General features: G+C 68.9%; 23 protein-coding genes and 1 tRNA gene. 9 read left to right on the top strand and 15 right to left on the bottom strand.

The window, feature by feature from the left end; translation table 11 throughout:
- The first annotated feature begins 6 nt into the window (after positions 1–6).
- Both BN976_RS24720 and BN976_RS24715 read left to right on the top strand, forming a co-directional pair.
- Positions 7–1,317, top strand: a complete 1,311-nt coding sequence (locus BN976_RS24720; RefSeq protein WP_011780533.1) for an alpha/beta hydrolase — start codon at positions 7–9, stop codon at positions 1,315–1,317.
- Positions 1,318–1,327: 10 nt separating this feature from the next.
- Positions 1,328–1,573: a PspA/IM30 family protein gene (locus BN976_RS24715; RefSeq protein WP_011780534.1), complete on the top strand. Its 246-nt coding sequence runs from the start codon at positions 1,328–1,330 to the stop codon at positions 1,571–1,573.
- Here BN976_RS24715 and BN976_RS24710 read toward each other — a convergent pair.
- Complete coding sequence (locus tag BN976_RS24710) at positions 1,567–2,649, bottom strand: hypothetical protein (RefSeq protein WP_011780535.1); 1,083 nt, start codon at positions 2,647–2,649, stop codon at positions 1,567–1,569. The genes BN976_RS24715 and BN976_RS24710 overlap by 7 nt on opposite strands.
- Positions 2,646–3,956: a hypothetical protein gene (locus tag BN976_RS24705; RefSeq protein ID WP_036375021.1), complete on the bottom strand. Its 1,311-nt coding sequence runs from the start codon at positions 3,954–3,956 to the stop codon at positions 2,646–2,648. Before BN976_RS24705 ends, BN976_RS24710 begins: the two co-directional genes overlap by 4 nt.
- A gap of 55 nt (positions 3,957–4,011) precedes the next feature.
- Between BN976_RS24705 and BN976_RS24700 the strand changes: the two genes are divergently transcribed.
- Positions 4,012–4,347, top strand: coding sequence for a hypothetical protein (locus tag BN976_RS24700; protein WP_049778120.1), 336 nt, complete (start codon positions 4,012–4,014; stop codon positions 4,345–4,347).
- Here the strand turns inward: BN976_RS24700 and BN976_RS24695 are convergent.
- The 3 genes from BN976_RS24695 to BN976_RS24685 form a co-directional block, all read right to left on the bottom strand.
- Positions 4,319–5,548 carry a CHAT domain-containing protein gene (locus BN976_RS24695; protein ID WP_036374808.1) on the bottom strand — a complete coding sequence of 410 codons (1,230 nt, stop codon included), beginning with the start codon at positions 5,546–5,548 and terminating at the stop codon, positions 4,319–4,321. The two genes, BN976_RS24700 and BN976_RS24695, sit on opposite strands and share 29 nt — an antisense overlap.
- Entirely contained in the window at positions 5,530–7,149 is a 1,620-nt protein-coding gene (locus BN976_RS24690) for a hypothetical protein (RefSeq protein ID WP_036374806.1), read from the bottom strand. Before BN976_RS24690 ends, BN976_RS24695 begins: the two co-directional genes overlap by 19 nt.
- A gap of 63 nt (positions 7,150–7,212) precedes the next feature.
- A complete protein-coding gene (locus tag BN976_RS24685) occupies positions 7,213–7,716 on the bottom strand; it encodes a lipoprotein LpqH (protein ID WP_036374805.1) in 504 nt (167 codons plus the stop codon).
- A gap of 145 nt (positions 7,717–7,861) precedes the next feature.
- Between BN976_RS24685 and BN976_RS24680 the strand changes: the two genes are divergently transcribed.
- Complete coding sequence (locus BN976_RS24680) at positions 7,862–9,049, top strand: winged helix DNA-binding domain-containing protein (RefSeq protein WP_011780540.1); 1,188 nt, start codon at positions 7,862–7,864, stop codon at positions 9,047–9,049.
- Here the strand turns inward: BN976_RS24680 and uvrA are convergent.
- Positions 9,039–11,942, bottom strand: a complete 2,904-nt coding sequence (gene uvrA, locus BN976_RS24675) for an excinuclease ABC subunit UvrA (protein WP_011780541.1) — start codon at positions 11,940–11,942, stop codon at positions 9,039–9,041. The genes BN976_RS24680 and uvrA overlap by 11 nt on opposite strands.
- 141 nt (positions 11,943–12,083) lie before the next feature.
- Here uvrA and BN976_RS24670 point away from each other — a divergent pair, with 141 nt between their 5' ends.
- Complete coding sequence (locus BN976_RS24670) at positions 12,084–12,761, top strand: MBL fold metallo-hydrolase (RefSeq protein WP_011780542.1); 678 nt, start codon at positions 12,084–12,086, stop codon at positions 12,759–12,761.
- A gap of 32 nt (positions 12,762–12,793) precedes the next feature.
- Positions 12,794–13,678 carry a fructose bisphosphate aldolase gene (locus BN976_RS24665; protein WP_036375016.1) on the top strand — a complete coding sequence of 295 codons (885 nt, stop codon included), beginning with the start codon at positions 12,794–12,796 and terminating at the stop codon, positions 13,676–13,678.
- A 57-nt stretch (positions 13,679–13,735) separates the two neighbouring features.
- Here BN976_RS24665 and BN976_RS24660 read toward each other — a convergent pair whose 3' ends face one another.
- The 6 genes from BN976_RS24660 to BN976_RS24635 form a co-directional block, all read right to left on the bottom strand.
- Complete coding sequence (locus tag BN976_RS24660) at positions 13,736–14,179, bottom strand: universal stress protein (protein ID WP_011780544.1); 444 nt, start codon at positions 14,177–14,179, stop codon at positions 13,736–13,738.
- A 217-nt stretch (positions 14,180–14,396) separates the two neighbouring features.
- Positions 14,397–15,551: a hypothetical protein gene (locus BN976_RS34630; RefSeq protein WP_268748866.1), complete on the bottom strand. Its 1,155-nt coding sequence runs from the start codon at positions 15,549–15,551 to the stop codon at positions 14,397–14,399.
- A 168-nt stretch (positions 15,552–15,719) separates the two neighbouring features.
- The gene (locus BN976_RS24650; RefSeq protein WP_049778121.1) at positions 15,720–16,358 is read right to left on the bottom strand and encodes a cutinase family protein; all 639 of its coding nucleotides are present in this window, start codon (positions 16,356–16,358) and stop codon (positions 15,720–15,722) included.
- Between the two features lie 169 nt (positions 16,359–16,527).
- Positions 16,528–16,848: a DMT family transporter gene (locus tag BN976_RS24645; protein WP_011780547.1), complete on the bottom strand. Its 321-nt coding sequence runs from the start codon at positions 16,846–16,848 to the stop codon at positions 16,528–16,530.
- Entirely contained in the window at positions 16,848–17,174 is a 327-nt protein-coding gene (locus BN976_RS24640; protein ID WP_011780548.1) for a DMT family transporter, read from the bottom strand. The genes BN976_RS24645 and BN976_RS24640 overlap by 1 nt, the downstream gene beginning before the upstream one ends.
- Positions 17,171–17,734 carry a TetR/AcrR family transcriptional regulator gene (locus BN976_RS24635; protein ID WP_011780549.1) on the bottom strand — a complete coding sequence of 188 codons (564 nt, stop codon included), beginning with the start codon at positions 17,732–17,734 and terminating at the stop codon, positions 17,171–17,173. Before BN976_RS24635 ends, BN976_RS24640 begins: the two co-directional genes overlap by 4 nt.
- A 357-nt stretch (positions 17,735–18,091) precedes the next feature.
- Here BN976_RS24635 and BN976_RS24630 point away from each other — a divergent pair, with 357 nt between their 5' ends.
- Entirely contained in the window at positions 18,092–18,589 is a 498-nt protein-coding gene (locus tag BN976_RS24630) for a hypothetical protein (protein WP_011780550.1), read from the top strand.
- Between the two features lie 66 nt (positions 18,590–18,655).
- On the opposite strand, the gene BN976_RS24625 is transcribed toward BN976_RS24630, so the two are convergent.
- The 3 genes from BN976_RS24625 to uvrB form a co-directional block, all read right to left on the bottom strand.
- A tRNA-Cys gene (locus BN976_RS24625) sits at positions 18,656–18,726 on the bottom strand.
- 48 nt (positions 18,727–18,774) lie between these two features.
- Complete coding sequence (locus BN976_RS24620; protein WP_011780551.1) at positions 18,775–20,196, bottom strand: MFS transporter; 1,422 nt, start codon at positions 20,194–20,196, stop codon at positions 18,775–18,777.
- Between the two features lie 39 nt (positions 20,197–20,235).
- On the bottom strand, positions 20,236–22,404 hold the full coding sequence (uvrB, locus tag BN976_RS24615; protein WP_011780552.1) for an excinuclease ABC subunit UvrB: 2,169 nt from the start codon (positions 22,402–22,404) through the stop codon (positions 20,236–20,238).
- A 95-nt stretch (positions 22,405–22,499) separates the two neighbouring features.
- Here uvrB and BN976_RS24610 point away from each other — a divergent pair, with 95 nt between their 5' ends.
- Both BN976_RS24610 and BN976_RS24605 read left to right on the top strand, forming a co-directional pair.
- Complete coding sequence (locus tag BN976_RS24610; RefSeq protein ID WP_036375011.1) at positions 22,500–23,027, top strand: ribonuclease FAU-1 family protein; 528 nt, start codon at positions 22,500–22,502, stop codon at positions 23,025–23,027.
- A gap of 86 nt (positions 23,028–23,113) precedes the next feature.
- Positions 23,114–23,668 (top strand): hypothetical protein, encoded by a 555-nt coding sequence (locus BN976_RS24605; RefSeq protein ID WP_036374801.1) that lies wholly within the window; start codon positions 23,114–23,116, stop codon positions 23,666–23,668.
- The last annotated feature ends 3 nt before the right edge of the window (positions 23,669–23,671 follow it).

Here is a 23,671-nt window from a genome sequence, read left to right as displayed (position 1 = left end):
ACGTTGATGCACGGGTGGTTGCCTGTCGCGGTGCAGATCCTGGCCGTCGTCGCGGTGGTCACCGCCATCGGTCGGCGGACCCGGCGCTGGCGGCTGGTGTGGGTGCCGTGGTCGGCGCTGATCGGCGTGGTGCTCGCCGTGGCGGCCTACTGCTACATCGCGTCGGCCGGTGTCGCAGACGACTCGAACCCGGCACCGCACACACTCTGGGTCTGGATCGCGTTGTCCGGGTTTGCTTTCGGTGTCCTGGTGTCAGGCTGGCGCGGTGCCCGGTGGTGGCGCCGGACCGCCGCGACGCTGGCGGTACCGCTGTGCGTGCTCTCGGCGGCACTGGTGGTGAACCTGTGGGTCGGCTACTTCCCCACCGTGCAGACGGCGTGGAACCAGCTCACCGCGGGGCCGCTGCCGGACCAGACCGATGCGGTCACCGTCGCGGCGATGCAGAAGCAGCACGCGATGCCCGTCAAGGGCAGCCTCGTCGCCGTCGACATTCCCGACACCGCGTCCGGATTCCGGCACCGGCAGGAGTGGGTGTACCTGCCGCCGGCCTGGTATGCCAGTGACCCGCCACCCGCACTGCCCACCGTCATGATGATCGGTGGCGAGTTCAACACCCCCGCGGACTGGCTGCGCGCGGGCGGTGCGGCAAGGACGCTCGACGCCTTCGCGGCCGCCCATGGCGGATACGCTCCGGTGGTGGTGTTCGTCGATCCCGGCGGGACGTTCAACAACGACACCGAGTGCGTCAACGGCACGCGCGGCAACTCCGCCGACCATCTGGTCAAAGACGTGGTGCCGTATATGAAGTCGCATTTCGGGGTGAGCTCGGCCGCGGCCAACTGGGGTGTGGTCGGCTGGTCGATGGGCGGCACGTGCGCCGTCGACCTGACCGTCATGCACCCGGAGGTGTTCAGCGCGTTCGTCGACATCGCCGGTGACGCCGCACCGAACGCCGGCACCCAGGCTGAAACCGTGGACCGCCTGTTCGGCGGCGACACGGCCGCCTACACGTCGTTCGACCCGACCGCGGTGATGACCCGGCACGGCCCGTACCGTGGGGTGGCCGGGTGGTTCGACGTCAACGGCGCCGTCGCGGTGTCGGCCACTGCGCAACCCAACGATCAAGCGGTCGCGGCCAGTTCACTGTGCGCGACAGGTGGCAGGTCGGGCATCGACTGCGCGGTGGTGAGTCAGCCGGGCAACCACGACTGGCCGTTTGCGTCCACCGCCTTCACCTCGGCCCTGCCGTGGCTCGCGGGCCGGATCGGCACCCCCGGTGTGCCGCAGATCGATCTGCCCCGCACCGTGTCCGGGTAGCGTGAGAGGCATGCCGGACGATCCCAGCACCGAACCCGAACCCGGATACTCCTCTGACGGGGTGCCCACGTTCGAGTCCGTGCGGGAGAAGATCGAGACGCGCTATGCGACATCACTCGGTTCGGCCGAACTCGCGTCCGAGACACCCGAGGGACGCACCGTCGAAGAGCAGTACGACGCTCGGCAGCGGGCCGCCGCCGAGCGGCTTGCGCAGATCCGCGAGTCGATGGCGCCGGAACCGGACACCGATCAGTAGTCGGATTCGGCGGCGAGGAGCTCGGCGAGAAACGCGTCCGGTCCGGGCCGGGCGAGCCGGGCGCGTGCGAAGGTGCGCACCCGCTGCCGCACCTGCGGCGACTCACCGACGTCGGCTCCGATCGTCACCGCAGTGTCCCGCCAGTCACGGCCCCACGCAACCGATTCCGTGATCGGCGCCTGATCCTCGCCGACGAGCGCGACCGTCGCGGCACCCGAGGCGTCCAACGTCCCCGCCCCGTCGACCGCACCGGATCTGACCCGCACCGCGATCCCGGCCGCCGAAGCGCGGCCCGACAGCTCGACCAGGACCACCGCATTGGCCACGTCGTCCGCGGATTCGACACGCCAGCTGACGGTGTTCTCGGCCGCGTCGAACACCCCCGGCGGGACCGCGGCCCAGCTGACCGACGCGACCCCCGCCGCGATCGCGGCCGCGCCGCGCCGGGTCACCTCGCCGGCCACCAACGCGTAGTCGTCGCGCCGGGACTGCACTGCGACGGCCGCCGGCCCGGCCTCGACTCCGATGTCGGCGGCCAGCTCGGCGCAGGCCCGCGCCAGCTCAGCCACGCGCGGATCACCAAGTCGGGCAAGCCCTTCGAGCAATTCGGCGTGCGGGCGCAACAGCTCCGCGACGTCGGAGTCGAAGGTGTCGTCGACGAAGTAGTCCCCGGCGGCCGCTGTGAGCAGCGCGAGTTCGCCGTCCAGCACGGCGGCGCCGAGTTCGGGGATACCGTCGCGCACGCTCGCCGGCCACCAGCGCCGCATCCAGTGCCCCAGCGCCAGCCGGCGCAGAGAGTCCAGCGCGGCGGGCCGGACCGCGACACCCTCGACCTCCACCTGCCCGTCGGGGACGCCCCCGAGCGCGGACACGATCGCGCTGTGCGCCGACTCACCCACGACGCGCCACAGCCAGTCGGCCCGAACGGGATCGGTGAATGCGATGTGGACGTCGGACTCGGGCCCGTCGACGGACCAGGACAACACCGCGCCGGACACCTCCAGCACCGCGCTGAGCTGCACCGCATCCGGCCCGGGGCCGGTGGTCCACAATCCGGAATCCTCGGCGAACCTCATCGGAGGTCCCGCGCCTCGAGCATCGACTTGATGCGCTGACGGTGGTCCAGACTGACCGACCGGGAAATGCCCTCCAGAAGCTCCCGCACGTCGTCGATGTCGGAGCACGGCTCCTGCCACACGTCGCGGCCGTGCAGGCGGGCCCAGAGCCTGCTCAGGTAGGGCCTGCAGAACGCCGCGAGTTCGTCGACGACGAGTTGCTGGCGCGGATGCACCGGGCCACCGTCGGCGAGGTAGCGCCGGGCGTGCAGCACGTAGGCCTCCTTGCGCAGCCGGGCCTGGATCTGGCGGGACAGGTCATGTCGGGCCTGCGCGCACTCGTCGAGCGGCGCGAGGTCCACCCCGACCTCGATCCCGGCGATCACCGTCGCCTGCCTGTCCTCGCCGAGCAGCCCCCACGGCGCGCACGCCCGGTCCACCTCCTCGGCGCACAACAGCGGAACATCGGGCAGCTCGTCACGGGCCAGCGCCCGGCGCAGCGTCGCGCGCACCCGGTCGGCGACGCTGCGGTCGAGAGGCCGGTCGCCGTCGCCACCCGTGATCACCGGGCGACGTTGGGGCTGTACCGAACTCAGCCCGAGTTCGACGATCGACCACGGCGCGACCCGTTCGGGACGGCGCACGGCGGCGCCGAGGTTGTGCGGTGTGGGGTCGGCGATCAGCGCGGACCACACCCGCTGGCGGGCGACGGTGGCGTTGTGTCCGACCGCGCGTCCGAGCACCGTGGACAGGCCGGCGAGGAACGGTCCGGTGATCTCGTCACCGGCCCGTACGTCACGCCAGGAGCGCGCCAGTTGTTCCGACAGCGCCGCGACGACGTCGCCGTCGTCGAGATGCCGGTTGAGCACCTCGACCGCCGTGCGGTCCCGGTCGGAATGAATGTCGCGCAGCAGTGACTCGGCGGTGGCGCGGTCCTGCGCACCCGGGGCTCCCCGGGTGACGGCGAGTTCGTAGCAGGGCGGGAAGTAGAGCTCCTGGGCGTTGCCGGTGGTGATCCGCAACCGGCGTCGTTCGCGTTTGAGAAGGTCGAACCACGACGCGGTGGCCCGCAGTGTGTCGGCCTGACCCAGGATCGCGTCGCGCATCTCCGCGGCGACGTCGGGTGGCACGAAGGGCGCGGAGTACCGGGTGTTGGCGCGCAGCCGCAGCACGAGCGGGTCGATGATCCGTTTAACCGTGCGGCTCAGCGGTCCGCCGTCGTCGGCGCTGAGCACCTCGACGCCCGGACCGATCTCGCGCCAGGCACGTTCGATCACCGCGCGGCGCGGCTGCCGCACGGCCACCGGGACGTCCGGGCCGGCACTCACCGGATCAGGATAGAAGTTGGGTTCGGTAGCGGGCCTGTTCACCGAGCCTGACAGCATGCCCGGATTGCTGACGCTGATCTTCTTCGGTTTCCTGTTCGCCGGCACCGCGGCGGTGCTGCTCGCCCCGACGGGGACGGTTGTCCGGTCCCGCGGTGTGGTGGTGGCGTTGCGGCTGACCGGCGACTTCTGCGCGGGCTGTTCCGAGGTCGAACTCGACGTGATGGTCAGCCGCCCCGAGGGTGGGCAGTTCGCGGCCCGCCAGAGGACCCTGATTCCCGACAAGTCGTTGGGGCGCTTCGTGCCCGGCAGCGTCGTCGACATGTACTACCGCCACGGTGACGAGTCGTCGGTCGCGGTGGGAGTCACCGCGCACCGTCCACCGCGAAGGTGACCAACGCCGCCCAGTACAACGGGGCGGCGGCATCGTCTCCGGCACGCCAGCGCGTCAGCTGTGCGCGCTGCCAGGCGTTGACCGCCCGGCCCGCATGCTGCGCCTCGTGCGCCGTGTCGACCGCGATGACGACCGCGGCCATCGGATCGTGGGAGGCGTCGGCCGCCGGGCAGAACTGTCGGTAACCGGCGGCGGTAGGCAGTGACCACAGCGTGGCGGTTACCACGAGCGCACCGCCGAGGATGAGCGCGGCCACCAGTCCGGTCGCCTCGTCGAAGCGGTAGTCGCCGCCGGAGGAACACGCCAGCAGCGCGGCGCGCGGCGGGATCGCCAGCTGCGCGGTCATCAGATCCGCGGCCGTCAGCGGCTGCTCATCGGCCAGGTGCAGCGCGGCACGGTCGGCGTGGCCGACGTCGCCGTCGGCCGCGGTGGCGTGTCCGACGAAGAGAAGCCGGCTCGGCTCGCGGGTGAGCTGGGCGGCCAGCCAGCCGCGGTCGGCGTGCGCGCTGCGGAACAGCTCGACGGTGGATGCGACGTCGGGCAGAACCTCACACCGTGCCCTCAGCTCGGCGAAGTGGCGGGTCAGTGCCGCGTCGGGATCCGGGCGCCCCAGCACCGAGCCGAGCGCGGAATCGGGGCGCTGACCGGGCACGCGGGGGTCGAGGATCAGCAGCCGGGCACGGTTGTCGCGGCGCTCGTCCCACTGTGCGGGCGTGCGGGCGGCATTGGCGATGTTCGGTGGCGCCGCGACGAGGATGTCGGCGAACTCGAGGAGCCGTCGTGGATCGTCGCCGGGAATCGCGAGCAGCGACCACGGCACCTGGGCCAGCCGAGCGGTCGGCGCGACGAACAGAGCCGGGTACTGCCTGGCCGAGTGCCGGGTGATCAGGTCCCAGCCCGCAGCGGAGATCAGATGCCGTCCGAGGATGTCGGCGAATTGCTGCTCGGCCGTTGCGGTGGCGAAAGAACCTGCGGTGAAGGCACGTTCGAGAGCCTCGCGGACGTTCTCGGAAGGTCGTGGGTCGGGCAGCGCGTCGGCGAGCAGGCCGAGCGCCTCGGCGAGTGCCGGCTCCTCGATCACCCAGGTGACGGTGCTGTCCGGCTGTCCGACGACACGCAGGCCGGCGTAGGTGGCGACGCCGACATCGGCGTAGCGCAGCACCAGCGTCGCGGCGGCGTCGGTCATGGCCACGTGCTCCATTCGGCTTCGGCTGCGGTGATCTGCCGCCCGTAGCGTTGATGGGCCAGCTCCCGGTATCGCGCCAGCACGGGGCCGGACTGCGGATCCATGCGCAACGGCGGCAACGCTCCGAGCCGGGTCAGCGCTCCCCCGGTCGTCATCCCGCTGCCGGAGGCGACCAGTGCGTATTCGTCGGCGTCGTCGACAGGAACCGCGGCCGTGGCCGTGTCCGCCCAGTCCGCAGTGTGCGGGGATGCGGGGACACTGATCGCCCCTCTGGCGCAGTGGTATTCGATGAGCTCGCTGACCAGCGCGGTGTTCCCCCACTCCCAGGCCACCGCGAACGCGCCGGCGAGCAGGCGGGCCGACACATGCACGGCCCACCTCATCCTGGCGTCCGCGTCGCCGATCGCGTGGCGCACCGAATCGACGGCCAGTGCGGCGGGCACCTTGAGATCAGCGGCCTGCGCGAACTTCTGCTGCGCGGTGTCCGGGTCGGCCAGCGCCTCGGCCCGCAGGATCGAGCCCAGATGATCGTCGAGGCGGGCGTGCTGCAGCCAACTGCGCCTGGGCCAGCTGTCGAGAAGCTCACGCGCCGCCGCCACGCGGTCGGTGGCAGCGCTGAAATCGCCACGCAGGATGTCGACCCAGCTGCGCTGCAGCAGAATCCGGTGAATGTGCAGCGGCTTACCCAGCTCCCGCCAGTGCCGTTCGGCGTGGCCGAGCCGCTCGTCGGCGTCGTCGAGCGCCCCCACCGAGATGCTGATCAGGCCGAAGTACAGCCAACTGCGCGAGACATCGTGCGCGCGGGCATGTTCGGCGATGGCCGGGTAGGCCTGGTGGACGAGGTCCTGCGCCTGTGCGCGGTCGCCGGCCGCCCACGCCGCGGTGGCACGCTCCAGTTGGGTTCGCGCCGCGGCCAACTGCCACCCGCGGGCATGTGCGCGGGCGCCTGCGCGACGCAACCAGGGTTCCGCCTCGGTCAGGCGTCCGGTCTCGACACAGAACCGGCCGTAACCGGTGCCGGCCAGGACACGCAGTGCGTCGTCGATCTCGCCACCATCGCCCGGCCCGTCCAGATCATCGAACACCTTTTCCCACAAGGGAATTGACTGTACGTGCAGATCGTCGTCGCACAGCGCGACGGCACACAGAATGCGGGCGTGGGTCACCAGGTACGCGTGCTCGGCGGCGAGATCAGTGAACATGCCTGGCTCCGCGACGAGCGCTGCCAACGTGGTTGCGGCCGCTTCGTGTTCGCCGTGCGCGGCCGACAGGCCCGTGCGCAGGAACAGTGCCCGCCGGGTGTACCGGCAGCTCATCTGCTCGATCCGCGCCGGCGACAGCGAGACCTTCGCGGCGTCGTCCGGGCGGAGCCCCGCCTCGATGTCCCGGTAGATCTGCAGGCAGTCGCCGATGCGTTTCAGGCATTCGGTCACCCCGTCGTAGGCCGTCCGAACCAGATAGATCTCGCCGAGCTGGGCATAGACCTCCAGCATCAGATCGTCGCGGTCGATCTCCTCGATGCGGGGCATCAGCGACAGCAGCAGATCCTTGGCCGCGCCTTCGTCTGCGGCGAAGGCCAGGTGACGGGCCCGCTCGAGGTCCTGCTCGATCGTCACCGCGCAATCATAGGAAGCGGCGGGCGCGTCGGGCGCGCCCGCCGCTCCGGGAGAGGACACGTCTCAGCTGCAGGACACCGTGACGGTGAACGGCTTGGTGATCATTCCCGCCATCGGGTTGCTCATGTCGGCGCCGACGGCCTCACCGGTGATGGTGTAGGTGTCGCCGTCGACCTTGACCTCGGCGGAGCCGGACTTGGCGCCCATCGCGTTGGCGACCGCGAGCGCGTTTCCGTCGACGACCATGCCGAGGGATTCGACGACCGGCGTCGCCTCGTCGGTCATCACGATGCCGAGTCCCTGTTGCCCCCCGATCGCGCCGCTGGCGACGTTGATCTTGCCGCCCTGCTTCACGCAGGTCACCGAGTTCAGGTCCAGGCCGGCCAGGTCGGCACCGTCGACTTTGACCTCGGTCTTTCCGCCGGTGCTCGCCTGGGGCGCGGCGGCAGCGGAGGACTGGGAGGACTCGGACGGCGAGGGCGAGGGGCCGCTCTTGTCGTCGGAGCAGCCCACCAGCACGGCGGCGCTCGCGGCCAGCCCGATCACTCCCGCACCAACTCGCTTCATAGCCGACTTTCCGTCCACGTGGGTTTCCCTTCGTTCGTGCTTCGCCTCGGTGGCGTCGTCGGGTTGAAGTCAAGATGCGGGGCCGCGCTACCGATCCCAACTTTGTCGCCGCGGTGTCGGTCGCCGCCGGTACGGTTCGAACTCGATGAGGTCGATCACCATTGACGAACGGCGCGCCCGGCTGGCCAGGCGCCACCACCTCGCCCCCGGCCCGGACGGTGCCCCGTCGGTGCACGCGGTGACCGGCAGGCTGGTGGGGCTGCACGCGACGGATCCGGCCACCCCGCACCTGTCGCTGTGGGCGCGGCTGCCCGGATACACGGTGGCCGATCTGAACGCCGCTCTCTACGAACGGCGTTCGGTCGTCAAGCAGCTGGCGATGCGGCGCACGCTGTGGGTGATACGTGCCGAGGATCTTCCCGCCGTGCAATCGGCCGCCGGCGACCGGGTGGCCACCAACGAGACCCGCCGACTGGCGGCCGACGCCCAGAACGCAGGGGTGGCGCGGGACGGACACGCGTGGCTGGAGGCGGCGTGCGCGGCGGTGGTGCGCCATCTGCGTGGCGCAGGGCCGTGCACGGCACGCGAACTTCGAGAGGCGCTGCCCGAGCTGACCGGCACCTACGACCCCGCTCCGGGGAAGCCCTACGGCGGTGAAGGGCACCTGGCGCCCCGGGTGCTGACGGTGTTGTCAGCCCGCGGTTTGATCGTCCGCGGCCCCAACGACGGTGGCTGGACCACATCGCGTCCGCGCTGGGCCGCGGCGGGGTCGTGGCTGGGCCCCGCTGACCCCGTCTCAACGGATCAGGCCCGCGCAGAGTTGGTACGGCGCTGGCTCCACGCGTTCGGGCCCGCCACCGTCGACGACCTCAAATGGTGGTTCGGCGCCACCCTCGGCTGGGCCCGGCAGGCACTGTCCGATGTCGACGCGGTCGAGGTTGCCGTGGAAGGTTCAGCCGGTACGTCAGGCTTCGTGCTTCCGGGCGACGACGGTCCGGAGCCCGATGTCGAACCGTGGTGTGCACTGCTTCCCGGCCTGGACGTCACCACGATGGGCTGGGCGGGACGCGACTGGTATCTGGGACCGCACCGCGGCGCGGTGTTCGACCGCAACGGCAACGCGGGCCCCACGGTCTGGGTGGACGGTCGCGTCGTCGGCGCATGGCGTCAGGACGACGACGGGCGGGTCGAGCTGATGCTGCTCGAAGACGTGGGACGCCCGGCGCTCAGGGCGCTGACCGCGCGCGCCGAGGAGCTGACGGCGTGGCTCGGCGGTGTGCAGGTGAAGCCGCGGTTCCCTTCCCCCGCGAGCAAGTCCGCGGCTAGGCGCTGACCTTGCTTCGCCTGCGCGACTTCGGTTTCGGCCGGGCCACGCCCAAGGTCTCGGCGAGGAAGTGCCCGGTGTAGCTGTCCGGGTTGGCCGCCACGTCCTCGGGGGTGCCGGTCGCGACCACGGTGCCGCCGCCCGATCCTCCCTCGGGACCCATGTCGACGACCCAGTCCGAGGTCTTGATCACGTCGAGGTTGTGCTCGATGACGATGACCGTATTGCCCTTGTCGACGAGGCCGTTGATCACGGTGAGCAGCTTGCGGATGTCCTCGAAATGCAGCCCGGTGGTGGGCTCGTCGAGGATGTAGATGGTCCGGCCGGTCGAACGCTTCTGCAGTTCCGAGGCCAGCTTCACGCGCTGGGCCTCGCCGCCGGACAACGTCGGTGCGGGCTGACCCAACCGCACATATCCCAGACCGACGTCCACGAGCGTCTTGAGATACCGGTGGATCGAGCTGATCGGCGCGAAGAACTCGGCGGCCTCCTCGATCGACATGTCGAGAACCTCGGCGATCGTCTTGCCCTTGTAGTGCACCTCCAGGGTCTCCCGGTTGTAGCGGGCCCCCTGGCACACCTCGCACGGCACATACACGTCGGGCAGGAAGTTCATCTCGATCTTGATGGTGCCGTCGCCCGAACAGGCCTCGCACCGGCCCCCCTTGACGTTGAACGAGAACCGGCCCGGCTGGTATCCGCGGACCTTGGCCTCGGTCGTTGCGGCGAACAGGGTGCGGATCTTGTCGAAGACACCGGTGTAGGTCGCCGGATTGGACCGTGGTGTCCGTCCGATCGGCGACTGGTCGACACGGACAAGCTTGTCGAGGTGATCGAGTCCGTTGACCCGGGTGTGCCGACCGGGCACCAGCCGCGCTCCGTTGAGCTTGTTGGCCAGCACCGACGCCAGGATGTCGTTCACCAGAGTCGACTTGCCCGAACCCGAGACACCGGTGACCGAGGTCAGCACCCCGAGCGGGAACGCCACGTCGATCTCGCGCAGGTTGTGTTCGCGCGCACCGACGACGGTGAGCTGACGTTTCCTGTCCACCACCCGGCGCATGTCGGGGACCTCGATCTCCTCCTTGCCCGAAAGATAGGCCCCGGTAATGGAATTCGGGTTCCTGAGCAGATCCTCGTAGGTGCCGCTGTGCACGATCTGGCCGCCGTGCTCGCCGGCGGCGGGCCCGATGTCGACGACCCAGTCGGCATGAGCGATGGTGTCGAGGTCGTGTTCGACGACGATGAGGGTGTTGCCCAGATCGCGCAGCCGCACGAGCGTGTCGATCAACCTGCGGTTGTCACGCTGGTGCAGACCGATCGAGGGTTCGTCGAGCACGTAGAGCACCCCGACCAGGCCGGACCCGATCTGGGTGGCCAGCCGGATACGCTGCGCCTCACCTCCGGACAAGGTGCCCGCCGCCCGGGACAGCGACAGGTAGTCCAGGCCGACATCGAGCAGGAAGCCCAGCCGTGACTGGATCTCCTTGAGGACCTGCCCGGCGATGGCGGCCTCCCTGGTGCCAAGGGTCAGCGCGTTGAGAAACTCCGCACAGTCGGCGATCGACAGTTCGGCCACCTCGGCGATCGACTTCGCGCCGAAGTTTCCTGCGGTCATCGTCACCGCCAGGATCTCCGGTTTGAGGCGGGTGCCGTCGCACTCGGGGCACGGCACGTCACGCATGAAGCCCTCGAGCCGCTCCTTCATCTGCTCGGAGTCGGTCTGCTCCATGCGGCGCTGCAGGAACGCCATCACGCCCTCGAAATCGGCGTAGTACGACCGGGTGCGGCCGTAGCGGTTCTTGTACCGCACGTGCACCTGCTCGTCGCAGCCCTCCAGAATCGCCCTGCGCGCCTTGGCCGGCAGCTTCTTCCACGGGGTGTTGACGTCGAATCCGAGTTGATCGCCCAGGCCGGACAGCATCCGGGTGAAGTACTCCGCGGTGTGGCCCATCGACCACGGGGCGATGGCGCCTTCGGCGAGCGTCAGGTCGGGATCGGGCACCACCAGGTCGGGGTCGACCTCCTTGCGGATGCCCAGCCCGGTGCATTCCGGGCAGGCGCCGTAGGGCGAGTTGAACGAGAACGAGCGCGGTTCCAGGTCGTCGACGGCCAGCGGGTGCCCGTTGGGGCAGGCCAGCTTCTCGGAGAAGCGCTGCTCGCGGTGCGGATGGTCGTCTTCCCGGTCGACGAACTCCAGCACGACGATGCCGTCGGCGAGGTTCAGCGCCGTCTCCACCGAGTCGGTGAGCCGCTGCTTGGCGGTCGCCTTGACCGTCAGCCGGTCCACCACGACCTCGATGTCGTGCTTCTCCTGCTTCTTCAGCTTGGGCGGATCGGTCAGCGGATGCACCACGCCGTCGACCCGCACCCTGCTGTAGCCCTGGCTGTTGAGCTTGTCGAACAGGTCGACGAACTCCCCCTTGCGGGTGCGCACCACCGGCGCGAGCACCTGGAAGCGGAGCCCCTCGTCCATCGCGAGGACCTGGTCGACGATCTGCTGCGGGGTCTGGCGGGCGATCCGCTCACCGCACACCGGGCAGTGCGGCGTCCCGGCCCGCGCGTACAGGAGGCGCAGGTAGTCGTAGACCTCGGTGATGGTGCCGACGGTCGAGCGCGGGTTGCGGTTGGTGGACTTCTGGTCGATCGACACCGCGGGCGACAGTCCCTCGATGAAGTCCACGTCCGGCTTGTCCATCTGGCCGAGGAACTGCCGGGCATACGCCGACAGCGACTCGACGTAGCGGCGCTGCCCCTCGGCGAAGATGGTGTCGAACGCCAGCGACGATTTGCCGGAGCCCGACAGCCCGGTGAACACGATCATCGCGTCACGCGGCAGGTCGAGGTCGACTCCGCGCAGATTGTGCTCCCGGGCACCCTTGACAACTAGGCGGTCAGCCACCGATGCCCCTTCTGATACTCAGATTCGTCGGCCCTGTGTCGTTCCCAGGGCGCAGTACAGAACCATGCTAGGTCTGACCGCCGACAAGTTTCGTCGACGGTGCCGACGCCGCCCGAGGTGCACGAAGTAACGTGAGTCCACATGACAGTCGTCGACGACAACTACACGGGCCACGTCGAGCCCCGCACGGCGGCGCGACGCATTCTCCCCGGCGCGTCGATCGTGAAGGTGTCGGTGGGCCCCATGGACAACGACGCCTACCTCGTCACCTGTTCCCGGACCGGCGAAACGCTACTCATCGACGCCGCCAACGACTCCGCCGTCCTGCTCGAGCTGATCGAGCGGTACGCCCCGAAGCTGTCCCTGATCGTCACCAGCCATCAGCACCAGGACCACTGGCTGGCGTTGGAGGACGTGGTGGCCGCCACCGGCGCGCCGACCGCGGCCCACAGCCTGGATGCCGGGCCGCTGCCGGTGACACCGGACCGACTGCTCGCCGACGGTGACACCGTCACGATCGGGGACTTGAACTTCGACGTCATCCACCTGCGTGGACACACCCCCGGCTCGGTCGCGCTGGCACTGAGCGGGCCGGCCACCGACGGCCGGGTGCATTTGTTCACCGGCGACTGCCTGTTCCCCGGCGGCGTCGGCAAGACCTGGAGAGAAGGCGACTTCGAACAGCTGCTCGGTGATGTCACCAGCCGCGTGTTCGACGTCTTCGGTGATGACACCGTCGTGTATCCAGGACACGGCGACGACACGACGCTCGGGACCGAGCGCCCACATCTCGGCGAATGGCACGAGCGCGGTTGGTGACCGCGGTTATCGAGAAGGTTCAGGAAGGGATCATGAACAGCGATCAGTTCAACAAGGCGCAGCGCGGCGCCGGGTTCATTGCGGCGCTCGACCAGAGTGGTGGCAGCACCCCCAAGGCGTTGAAGCTGTACGGCATCGCCGAGGACGCGTACGCCGGTGACGCCGAGATGTTCGATCTGGTGCACCAGATGCGCACCCGCATCATCACCAGCCCGAGCTTCGACGGTGACCGCATTCTCGGCGCCATCCTCTTCGAGGACACCATGGACCGCCAGATCGAGGGTCGGGACACCGCCGACTACCTGTGGAACGTCAAGCAGGTCGTGCCGTTCCTCAAGGTCGACAAGGGCCTGGCCGACGAGAAGGACGGCGCACAGGTCATGAAGCCCATCCCGGGCCTGGACGACCTGCTGGCCCGCGCCCGCGACAAGGGCGTCTTCGGCACCAAGATGCGCTCGGTCATCAAAATGCCCGGCGCAGGCCTGGAAGCGGTCGTCGAGCAGCAGTTCGAGGTCGGTCGGCAGATCCTGGCCGCCGGTCTGGTCCCGATCATCGAGCCCGAGGTCGACATCCACAGCCCGGAGAAGGGCAAGGCGGAGGAACAGCTCAAGGCGGCGATTCTCAAGGCTCTCGAAAGCCTGGGCGACGACCAGGCCGTGATGCTGAAGCTGACGCTGCCGGACGTCGACAACCTCTACCGCGAGCTCGTCGAGCACCCGAAGGTGCTCCGGGTGGTCGCCCTGTCCGGCGGCTACGGCCGCGACGAGGCCTGCGAGAAGCTGGCCGCCAACCACGGCGTCATCGCCAGCTTCTCCCGTGCGCTCACCGAAGGACTGACCGCTCAGCAGAGCGACGAGGAGTTCAACGCCGCACTGGACGCTGCGATCACCGCGATCGCGAAGGCATCCAACACCTGACATGGGAAAACCCTGGGTCGGCAATCGCCGGCCCAGGGTTTTTCGTTCTCGCTCCGGTCAGGAGGTGTGCACGATCAGCACGTCGATCTTCGACCGCCGCGCCACGTTGGCCGGGACCGATCCCAGGAGTCGACCCGCGATAGTGCTCAGGCCCACGTTGCCGACGACGAGCAGGTCCGCGCCGACCTCCTCGACGAGGTCGACGAGAGCGTCGACGGGCGCTCCCACGACCGCCTTCTCCTCGATGTTCTCGGCTCCGGCAGCTTTCGCACGGTCCCGTGCCTCACGCAGGATCGCGTAGATCGGGGCATTGCCGGACATCTTGTAGCCCTCGTCCTTGAGGACGTCCGCGGCGCGCGCGTCCTCGGTCTGAGGGAAGTAGGCGGTCGCGACAATGAGCTTCGCGTGCGCCCCTGCGGCGATCTGACCGGCGCGGTCCACGGCACGCAACGACGAATCAGATCCGTCCGTACCAACCACCACCGTTTGATAGGCGCTCATCCATATCCTCCCAGTGTCAGTTGCAACGCCACCCGAGACAGTAACCCGCCCACACACGAACATGGGTGCGAATCACCAGACAACGATGGCATCTGCCCGCCGTCGAGTCGATTGAACGACGGCAACGTCACTCGACGTCCCCGACGTGACGAGGAGTACACGCCGAGCAATCTCGCACTGCGCCAATGGAAATGCCAACGGAAATCTTGCCGAGGGGTCACCACTGGTCGCGACGCTGACCCGGTGGCGCGTCCAAGGCAGCCGCGTCGCCTTCCGGTGCCGTACGTCCTGCCGACCACGCCGTGCCCTCGCATACGAGGTCTTGAGGGATCGGCAGGGTGGCGGGCAGAAACGGCACCCCCGGCACGGCGTCGCCCAACGGCACGGCCGGAAGCCCGAGGGGCGGAGCCGGCACCGCAGCCGGGGCGCCTGTGGGCACCACCGGCACCGGGACGCCGACGGGTGCCACCGGTACCGGCACGCCGGCCGGAACCACCGGAACGACCGGCCCGGGAAGAGCGGGCGGGACCGCGGCGGCGTGGAACACCGGAGCCGATTCCACCGGTGCGGCCGCCGGCTCCATGATCGGCGCGGGCTCCGCTGCGGCCACCAGTTCCACCGGTGCGGGCCCCGGTTCCACCGGTGCGACCGCGGCCGGGGTCGGCTCCGCCGCGGCGGGCGCCATCACAGGCTCGGGCGCAACGGGTTCCGCGACGGCGGGCGCGACATCTGTCGGCGCAGTCGGCGGTGGTTCGGGCGGCGCGGGCGGAGCTGGTTCGACCGGCGGTGGCGCCGCGGCCAATTCGACGGGCGCAGCCTCCCCCGGGGCGGGCGGCACCGGGGCGGGCGCCACCGGTTCCGGGGCGGAGGCCAGGACGGCCTCGACGGGGGCGGCGACTGGCACGGCCGGTGGCGGCGCCACCACCGGCACCGGGGGCGCGAGCGGAATCACAGCCGGAATCGGCGGTGCCACAACGGGAATCGGAGCCGCGGCGGGCACTGGGCCGGCAGCCGCCTGCACCAGGGGCGCGGCGAGTGGGGCCGCATCGACCGGCGGCACCGGCGGCGCAGCGAGTGGGGCCGCGTCAACCGGAGGCACCGGCCCGGGGGCAGCCAGTGCCGTCAGGCCGTGCACGACCTCCGCCACGGGAACCGGCGGCAGCGCCGGAGCCGCCTCCGGCACAACGTTGTTCAGCGCATTGGCGGCGGTGTCGAGCGTCTCGGGGACACTGGGCGGTGCGGCCGCCAGTTGTTGCAAGATCTCGAGGCATGGCACGCCCGGGCTCGGTTCGGCCGCGGCCGGAGCCCCGTAGAACAGGAACGGCCACACCATGCCCAGCGCGGCAAGCGTCGTGACGCTGATGCGATTCATGCTGGGTGACATCTTCCTTCGAACTCTCATCGGCGCCCCACCTGCAGAGAAACCTAGTGGTTCATCCGCACGGACGGCGAGACGGTTACCGAACCGATACCGGCCGGAGGTTCATCGGTGACAATCGTGGCTGGTCTTCCAGATACGTTGCCGAAGAGGAGAATTGGCTCAAGTGTCCTGACCGAGGACGCGCTGCGCGACGAAAGTGGCTGCCTCGTTGACCATTCCGTTCCACGGATACGACCAGTGGGCGAACATGTTCACGCCGGAAGAGCAGTAGGGGTCCCCGTCGACGCAGAGATCGATCGTCTTGTGCCCGTACTGCGGACTGATATCCGTCAACGGCCCGAGGTATGAGTAATCGCGCGAGGGGTTGGCGAACACCGCGACCGCGACGACGTGGTTCACCATCGCGTCGGGAAGCGGCGCGGGAGTGAAGAACCAGATCTTCCGGTTGCCGATGGTGATCAGGTCGATCACGCCTGCGCCCTGCGACATTCCGCCGAGCACGATCTTGGTGTCCGGGCACATACCGGCCACGTACTGAACGTGCTTGTTGGCATCGACCGCCCCGGCGGACGTCGACTTCGAGAAGTTCCAGCTAGCGGGGTAGTCGACAGCGTAGGCCGAGACTTTCTTGCCGAGGAGCTTCCATTTGAGGGAATCGATGAAGGCCCTACCCACCGACCCGAACCCTTTGGTGTCGCTGGTACCGCGGGCGAACACCACCTCGACATCGGGGCACGACGCAGCCCCAGCAACGGGAGCGGCCACGGTGGTGAGCGACAGAGCCCAGGCTGTCACCACCGCAACAACAAGCGAACGGGCCACCTGGCGTGCGAGCACGCGATCACGTTGTCACAGTTCTAGCAAAGATGAGCTACGCAGCGACGCAACGGTGATCGAACGGTTGCCGATTCGTGTTGCAACAGAATGTCCAACTCCGTCAGCGTGTGGATAATCCGGTGTCGCCGCCTCAGTGCGCGGCACCGAGCTCGACCAGCAGCACGCCCGCCGCGATGAGCGCGATCCCGCCGACCATTCGCCGCGTCAACGGCTCGGCGAACAGCACGTGAGAGGCCAGCGCGGTCAGTGCGACACCGGCCGCGGCCCAGATGCCGTAGGCGATTCCGAGCGGCATGCCCTGCCTCAGCGACGCCCACAGCAACGTGAAGGCCGCCACATAGCCGACGACCACGAAGGCGTAGAACGGGGGCCGCCCCCGCGCGGCGACGCGCAGTGCCAGCGTTCCGCTGACCTCACAGCCGATGGCGGCCATCAGAAGGAGGTACTGCATCAGTCGGCCTCCTGGTGCGACCCGGACTCGACGAGCACCACGCCGGCGATGATGCACGACAGACCGACACCCATCACCGCCGTGAGGGCCTCACCGAACATCACCGAGGACAGCACAGCGGTCAGGGCAACGCCGGTGGCACCCCAGATGCCATATGCGACACCGAGTCCCATCCCCCGCTTGAGCACCAGTGCGAGAAAGACGAACGAGGCGACGTAGCCGAGCACCACCACGATGTACAACGCCGGCACGGTTGCCAACCCCTTGAGGGACAGCGTCGCCGCGACCTCGGTGCAGATCGCCAGCATCAGGTACAGCCAGGTCATCGCGGACCCTCCCCCAGGAGCTCGAGAGCCACCGAAAGCACTTGGGGCCGTTCATCATCAGCGAGCGGGAAGGTGCTCGACGAATCGGCCAGCCATGCACCGTCGGCGAGCAGGCGCGCGGCATGCAGCCGGGCCTGTTCATCCGGCGGGAGATCGGCGGGCACCTGTACCCACTGCGCGAAGCGCTCGGTCCACCGGGCCAGCATCCGATCGGCCAGCTTGGGATCGCTCAGCATCACCAGATCCGATCGCCGATGCCGACTCTGCAGCGCCCACCGCACGTAGGCGCCCAGACGTTGCCTCGGCGATGCCGATCCCAGCGGGACGTCCAGAAACCGGGCGAGTTCCCGCTCCTGCGACGCCACGACATGGTCGACCAGCGCCTCCATCAGTGCCGACTTGGTCGGAAAGTGATACATCAGGCCCGGCTTCGTCAGGCCGGCTGCGTGGGCGACGGAATCGAACGACACCGGCGTGCCCTCGTCGAGCAAGGTGCGGGCGGTGTCGAGAATGGCCGGCGCAGACGAAGGCCGTCCGCGCGCCGCTGGTGATGAGGTCACGGAATTACTTTACCGTCCGGTTGGTAAAGTAAACGTGGCGTCCGGCGCCGCGGCCCCGCCGTTGGCGGGCAGCGTGACATCGATTCCCGCCGGCCATTCGTTACAGCCGACAGCCGATTCCCAGCTAACCGAAACACGGCGCGGTCCGGTAGCCGCCTCCCACCTGCGGTTACAGAGTTCGATCCAATTAGCCTGTCTTACCGGGGTTTACGTGACGCCATTCGCGGCCATAGTTCTCCCTGCCGGGGGTAGTGTCGTTGCCATCCACCATGGGCGGCAACGGCCGACGTGCATCGCACGTATCCGAGTACCGCGCATCCTGCGGTATCTCGCGAGGAGAACGAGGAGGTTCACGACATGGACTTGAAGAAAATGACAGCAGGTGTCGCGACGGCAGGTCTGCTCGGTCTGGGCGGACTCGGCGTGGCTGCCGGTCTCGCTCAGGCCGACCCACCGTCACCGCGGCCGGACAACCCGGGTAACTCGGACAATCCGGGCAACTCGGGCAATGCGGGCGGGAACGGAAACGCCGGCAATGCCGGCGGTAACGGCAACCCGGGTCCCCGCCCGGACACGGTGACCGGCCCCGGCGTGAACGCCGGCGATCCCGGCACCCCGCTGCCGCCCGGGCTCGGCTACCTGCCGCCTCCGGGACAGGGCGGGCCGATGCCGCAGGACACCATCCTGCTTCCGGAGACGCCGGCATGGGTGACGACGCCTGTCGTTCCGCCCGAGGATGCTCCGCCGCAGCCGGAGCTGCCGGAGTGGGCCGTCGGCCTGCCGATCGTCTGGAACCCTGACCTCGGCGTCTGGGGTGTCTGGAACGAGGACACAGGTATCTTCGTCCAACTCTGACAGTGAGAAAGGTCGCCTCACCCACGTGCGGGTGAGGCGACTTTTCGTCGCCGGGACGGCTATGCGAGCGAGTGACGGGATTCGAACCCGTGTAAACGGCTTTGCAGGCCGGCGCCTAGCCACTCAGCCACACCCGCACTGACGATCACAGTGCCACCGCGCCGACGCTCAGGCGATACTTCGGATCAACGTGATCGCAAGCGACCGCTTCGGGTCGAGGCCACTGTCGCGAGCACGGCGAGCACCGCGAACGAGGCGAACAACCAGCGCGCCGCCGCGACGTCCCCGGTGTGCGAGAGGTTGACGATCACCCCGGCCAGCGCCGCGCCGAATGCCGCCGAGATCACCTGCACCGTGTTGATGGCCGCGGCAGCGGCCGGCCCCTCCGCCGGGTCGTCCACCTTGCTCATCGCCCACGCCGACAGGTGCGGCCATGCGATGCCCACGCCGGCGCCGGTGATGATCAGGCCCACAGCCCAGAGCGCGACCAGCATGGGCCCGGCGTCGCGGTGCTGGGTCAGCGCGCCGATCGTCAGGCCGGTCGCCATCACCGCCGGCGCGACCGCCACGGTCCGCACCACCACCCGGTGACGGGTCAGCGACGCGCTCCCGATCTCGCCGACCGTCCAGCCGATCGCGAGCCCGGCCCCCAGGAAGCCGGCCGCGACCGGGGTCAGGTGCGCGAGCCGCTGACCGAACAGCGGCACGTACATGTCCACCATGGTGGCCGCCATCAACCCGCCCAGCGTCAGATAGATCCACTTCAACGGCCCGCGACCGAATGCACTCGGCGGCAGCACCGACGCGGCGACCCGGCGGTCGACCACCACGAACACGGCCACCAGCACGAATCCCGCCACGACCAGCCCGGCGGTGGCGCGCACGTCGTGCGGAATCCCGGCGACGCTGACCAGCAACGCGGCCGCGCCGAGCAACAGCAGCGACCAGAACGGGATGCGGCCGGGCGGCGCCCCGGAGCCGAGATGCGCGGCGCGGGCGCGCGCGGGCAGCGCCATCGGCACCAGCGCCGACATCGCGGTCGTCATCACCACGAGAATGCCGAAAGCCCAACGCCACGAACTGTACTGAGCGAACAACCCACCCGCGGCGGGACCGACCAGGGTGCCGACACCCCACATGGCCGACACCAGAGCGGACGCCTTCTTCCACAGCACGCTGGGCAGCACCGTGTTGATCACCGCGTACCCGAGGCCGGCCAGCAAGCCCCCCGCGGCGCCCTGCACGGTGCGGCCGGCGAGCAGTATCTCCATGCTCGGCGCCACCGCACAGACCAGACTGCCGAGACCGAACACCGTGAGCCCCAACAGGTATGCCCACCGCGGCCCGAGTCGCGTCAACACCGAGTGAACCGTGGTGGCGGCCATCACCGACCCGACGAGATACACCGTCGTCACCCACGCGTAGAAGCGGTGACCGCCGATGTCGGCCACGGCACTCGGCATCAGGCTGATCGTGAGGAACTCGTTGGTCGCATACAGCGCCACCCCGCCGGCGAGCACGGTCGAGGCCCCGAGGTACTTCGGGCCGAGGAGTTCACGCCAGCTCCCGGTGGCGACGGCCGCGCTACCGGCTTCAGTGTGGGTCACGGCTTTGACCGTAGGACCTCAACAGGGGTTGAGATCAACTCATTTGAGTCCGGCGGCATCCATGCCGCGCAATTCCTTCTTCAGGTCGGCGATTTCGTCGCGGATCCGCGCTGCCAGCTCGAACTGCAGGTCGCGCGCCGCCGCCATCATCTGCGCGGTGAGGTCCTTGATCAGATCGGCGAGCTCGGCACGCGGCATGTTGCTGGTGTCCCGGCCCTCGAACACCCCGGCGCTGACCGCCCGGCCCGGCTCGCCCTGGGCTCGCCTGCCTCGGGAGGCGTTGCGGCCGGACCCGCCGATCGGGACGGACTCGGCGGCTTCAGTATCATCAGCCTCGCGGTACACCTGATCGAGGATGTCGGCGATCTTCTTGCGCAACGGTTTCGGGTCGATGCCGTGCTCTTTGTTGTAGGCGGTCTGCTTCGCGCGGCGCCGCTCTGTCTCGTCGATGGCCTGCTTCATCGAGTCGGTCATCTTGTCGGCGTACATGTGCACCTCGCCGGAGACGTTGCGGGCGGCACGGCCGATGGTCTGGATCAGGCTGCGCGGCGAGCGCAGGAAGCCTTCCTTGTCGGCGTCGAGGATGGCCACCAGCGACACCTCGGGCAGGTCGAGACCCTCACGCAGCAGGTTGATGCCCACCAGCACGTCGTACTCCCCCAGCCGCAGCTGGCGCAGCAGCTCCACCCGGCGCAGCGTGTCGACCTCCGAATGCAGGTAGCGGACCCTGATCCCCATCTCCAGCAGATAGTCGGTGAGATCCTCGGCCATCTTCTTGGTCAGCGTGGTCACCAGAACCCGCTCATCGCGTTCGGTGCGTTTGCGGATCTCGCCGATCAGGTCGTCGATCTGGCCCTTGGTCGGCTTGACGACCACCTGCGGGTCCACCAGGCCGGTCGGGCGGATGACCTGCTCGACGAACTCACCCCCGGACTGGCTGAGCTCATAGGATCCGGGTGTCGCCGACAGGTACACCGTCTGCCCGATCCGGTCGGCGAACTCCTCCCACGTCAGCGGCCGGTTGTCCACCGCCGACGGCAACCGGAAACCGAAATCGACGAGGTTGCGTTTACGGGACATGTCGCCTTCGTACATGCCGCCGATCTGCGGGACGGTCACGTGGGACTCGTCGATGACGAGCAGGAAGTCTTCCGGGAAATAGTCCAGCAGCGTCGCAGGCGCCGAGCCTGCGGGCCTGCCGTCGATGTGGCGGGAGTAATTCTCGATGCCGGAGCAGAACCCGACCTGGCGCATCATCTCGATGTCGTAGTTGGTGCGCATCCGGAGCCGCTGCGCCTCCAGCAGCTTGCCCTGCCCTTCCAGCTCGGCCAGCCGCTCTTCGAGTTCGGCCTCGATGGTCGAGATCGCCTGGGCCATCCGCTCGGGCCCGGCGACGTAGTGGGTGGCGGGGAAGATCCGCAGCGAGTCGACCTTGCGGATGATGTCGCCGGTCAGCGGGTGCAGGTAGTAGAGCTCTTCGATCTCGTCGCCGAAGAACTCGATGCGCACCGCGAGCTCCTCGTACGACGGGATGATCTCGACGGTGTCGCCACGGACCCGGAACGTGCCGCGGGTGAACGCCATGTCGTTGCGGGTGTACTGGACATCGACCAGCAGCCTGAGCAGCCCATCCCGGGGCACCTCATCGCCGACCTTGAGCTCGACCGAGCGGTCCATGTAGGACTGCGGCGTGCCCAGACCGTAGATGCACGACACCGACGCCACCACGACCACGTCGCGGCGCGACAGCAGATTCGACGTCGCCGAGTGGCGCAACCGCTCCACGTCGTCGTTGATCGAGCTGTCCTTCTCGATGTAGGTATCGGTCTGCGCGATGTACGCCTCGGGCTGGTAGTAGTCGTAGTACGACACGAAGTACTCGACGGCGTTGTGCGGCAGCATCTCCCGGAGCTCATTGGCGAGCTGCGCGGCCAGGGTCTTGTTCGGGGCCATCACCAGGGTGGGACGCTGAAGTCGCTCGATCAGCCATGCCGTGGTCGCGGATTTTCCCGTACCGGTGGCGCCGAGCAGCACCACGTCCTTCTCGCCCGCCCGGATCCGGCGCTCCAGCTCGTCGATCGCGGCGGGCTGGTCTCCGGCCGGTTCGAATTCACTGACCACCTCGAAGCGCGCACCGCTACGCACCACCTCGTCGACGGGGCGATACTCCGAATGCGCGAGCACGGGGTGTTCGGTCGCGAAAGCCATTTCACCAGGGTAGAACCTGGCTCCGACAGCTTTCTGTTCCCAGTTCTGTGCGCACCGCAGGACGCCGCCGCCGACCTGCGGTTATCCTGATCGGCATCCATCCTCCCAAGCACGAGATCTTCGACCTCACGGCGCGCACCAACACCGACCCGAAGGGCATCGTCCGGGCGGTGGACATCTACACCGTTGCGCCGTGGGGGCTGTACATGGCACGCCCCGCGCCGGGTCGCGCGCAGTTCCACTACCTCGAGTCCTGGCTGCTACCTCCGCTGGGCCTCCGGGTCACGGTCTTCCACTTCAACCCGGGCCACGAGCGGGACCAGGACTTCTACCTCGACGTCGGCGAGTACACCCGGGGCCCCCGGCGGTGGCAGAGCCGGGATCACTACCTGGACCTGGTACTGCGCACCGGCCGGGACGTGCAGCTGGCCGACGTCGACGAGCTGGCGGTGGCGCTGGCCGAGGGCCTGCTCACCGCGGAGGCGGGCGAACGCGCGATCCGCACCGCGGTCACCACCGTCGAAGCCCTGGCCAGGCACGACTACGACCTGGACCGCTGGCTGGAGACGAACGGAATGTCGCTGACCTGGCGCGGCCCGGCCATTGACGCCCGGCACGCGTAACGGATCGCGTCCGTCGGCCGATCTTGATTTTGATGGCAACGACTGTGTTTTTGACCGGGCAATTCCGGACGGTAATCTCTGGTCACATGGTTCCCGGCAAGCGCAGGCGGACCGCTGCTGCGGCCGCCGCAGCCGCGCTGATGGCCGCTGTGCTCGCGCCCCCTGTCGCTTCGGCGCAGCCCGCGGACCCCGCGACCACCGACGCTGCCGCGGCACCGCCGGAGACCCAGATCCTGCACAACGTCATCTATCGCGCGCGGGCCGACGGCACTTCGCGCGGCGCTGTCGTCGCGTACAAGATGGACGACGCCAACGTCAACAGCGCCCAACCCACACTGCTGCCCGGCCAGACCTTCGAGATCAACGCCGTATTGGCCGACCCCACCCTGGCCGGCATGGAACTCTCGATCGAGTGGCCGTACGGGTCCAACCTGCATTGCGAGATCCTCGTCGACGACCAGGTGGTCGCCAAGGCCGACCAGTTCATCGCGCCGCGGCTGTTCCGACCCAAGGACGACCCGCTGTACGGGGTGCTGCAGTGCGGAGCACCGCTGAATCTGCCGATCGACGGTGTGTCTCCTCCGAGCACACCGACCGAAACCCCGGCGCCGCCCACCGACGAGGCGCCCCCGCAGGGCTGACGA

It is taken from the genome of Mycolicibacterium austroafricanum, assembly GCF_000612725.1.
GTDB lineage: Bacteria > Actinomycetota > Actinomycetes > Mycobacteriales > Mycobacteriaceae > Mycobacterium > Mycobacterium austroafricanum.
Note: the sequence above shows the minus strand (reverse complement) of the source record. Positions and strands in the feature narration are given on the sequence as shown.

Bases quoted from the DNA above. Each gene is read 5' to 3' on its own strand.
- BN976_RS24630 (WP_011780550.1), top strand. From the start codon at position 18,092: ATGGACTTGAAGAAAATGACAGCAGGTGTCGCGACGGCAGGTCTGCTC.
- BN976_RS24680 (WP_011780540.1), top strand. From the start codon at position 7,862: ATGAGGTCGATCACCATTGACGAACGGCGCGCCCGGCTGGCCAGGCGC.
- BN976_RS24720 (WP_011780533.1), top strand. From the start codon at position 7: ATGCACGGGTGGTTGCCTGTCGCGGTGCAGATCCTGGCCGTCGTCGCG.
- BN976_RS24640 (WP_011780548.1), bottom strand. From the start codon at position 17,174: ATGACCTGGCTGTACCTGATGCTGGCGATCTGCACCGAGGTCGCGGCG.
- BN976_RS24710 (WP_011780535.1), bottom strand. From the start codon at position 2,649: ATGAGGTTCGCCGAGGATTCCGGATTGTGGACCACCGGCCCCGGGCCG.
- BN976_RS24665 (WP_036375016.1), top strand. From the start codon at position 12,794: ATGAACAGCGATCAGTTCAACAAGGCGCAGCGCGGCGCCGGGTTCATT.
- BN976_RS24715 (WP_011780534.1), top strand. From the start codon at position 1,328: ATGCCGGACGATCCCAGCACCGAACCCGAACCCGGATACTCCTCTGAC.
- BN976_RS34630 (WP_268748866.1), bottom strand. From the start codon at position 15,551: ATGAATCGCATCAGCGTCACGACGCTTGCCGCGCTGGGCATGGTGTGG.
- BN976_RS24670 (WP_011780542.1), top strand. From the start codon at position 12,084: ATGACAGTCGTCGACGACAACTACACGGGCCACGTCGAGCCCCGCACG.
- BN976_RS24605 (WP_036374801.1), top strand. From the start codon at position 23,114: ATGGTTCCCGGCAAGCGCAGGCGGACCGCTGCTGCGGCCGCCGCAGCC.
- BN976_RS24685 (WP_036374805.1), bottom strand. From the start codon at position 7,716: ATGAAGCGAGTTGGTGCGGGAGTGATCGGGCTGGCCGCGAGCGCCGCC.
- uvrB (WP_011780552.1), bottom strand. From the start codon at position 22,404: ATGGCTTTCGCGACCGAACACCCCGTGCTCGCGCATTCGGAGTATCGC.
- BN976_RS24660 (WP_011780544.1), bottom strand. From the start codon at position 14,179: ATGAGCGCCTATCAAACGGTGGTGGTTGGTACGGACGGATCTGATTCG.
- BN976_RS24700 (WP_049778120.1), top strand. From the start codon at position 4,012: ATGCCCGGATTGCTGACGCTGATCTTCTTCGGTTTCCTGTTCGCCGGC.
- BN976_RS24645 (WP_011780547.1), bottom strand. From the start codon at position 16,848: ATGCAGTACCTCCTTCTGATGGCCGCCATCGGCTGTGAGGTCAGCGGA.
- BN976_RS24695 (WP_036374808.1), bottom strand. From the start codon at position 5,548: ATGGAGCACGTGGCCATGACCGACGCCGCCGCGACGCTGGTGCTGCGC.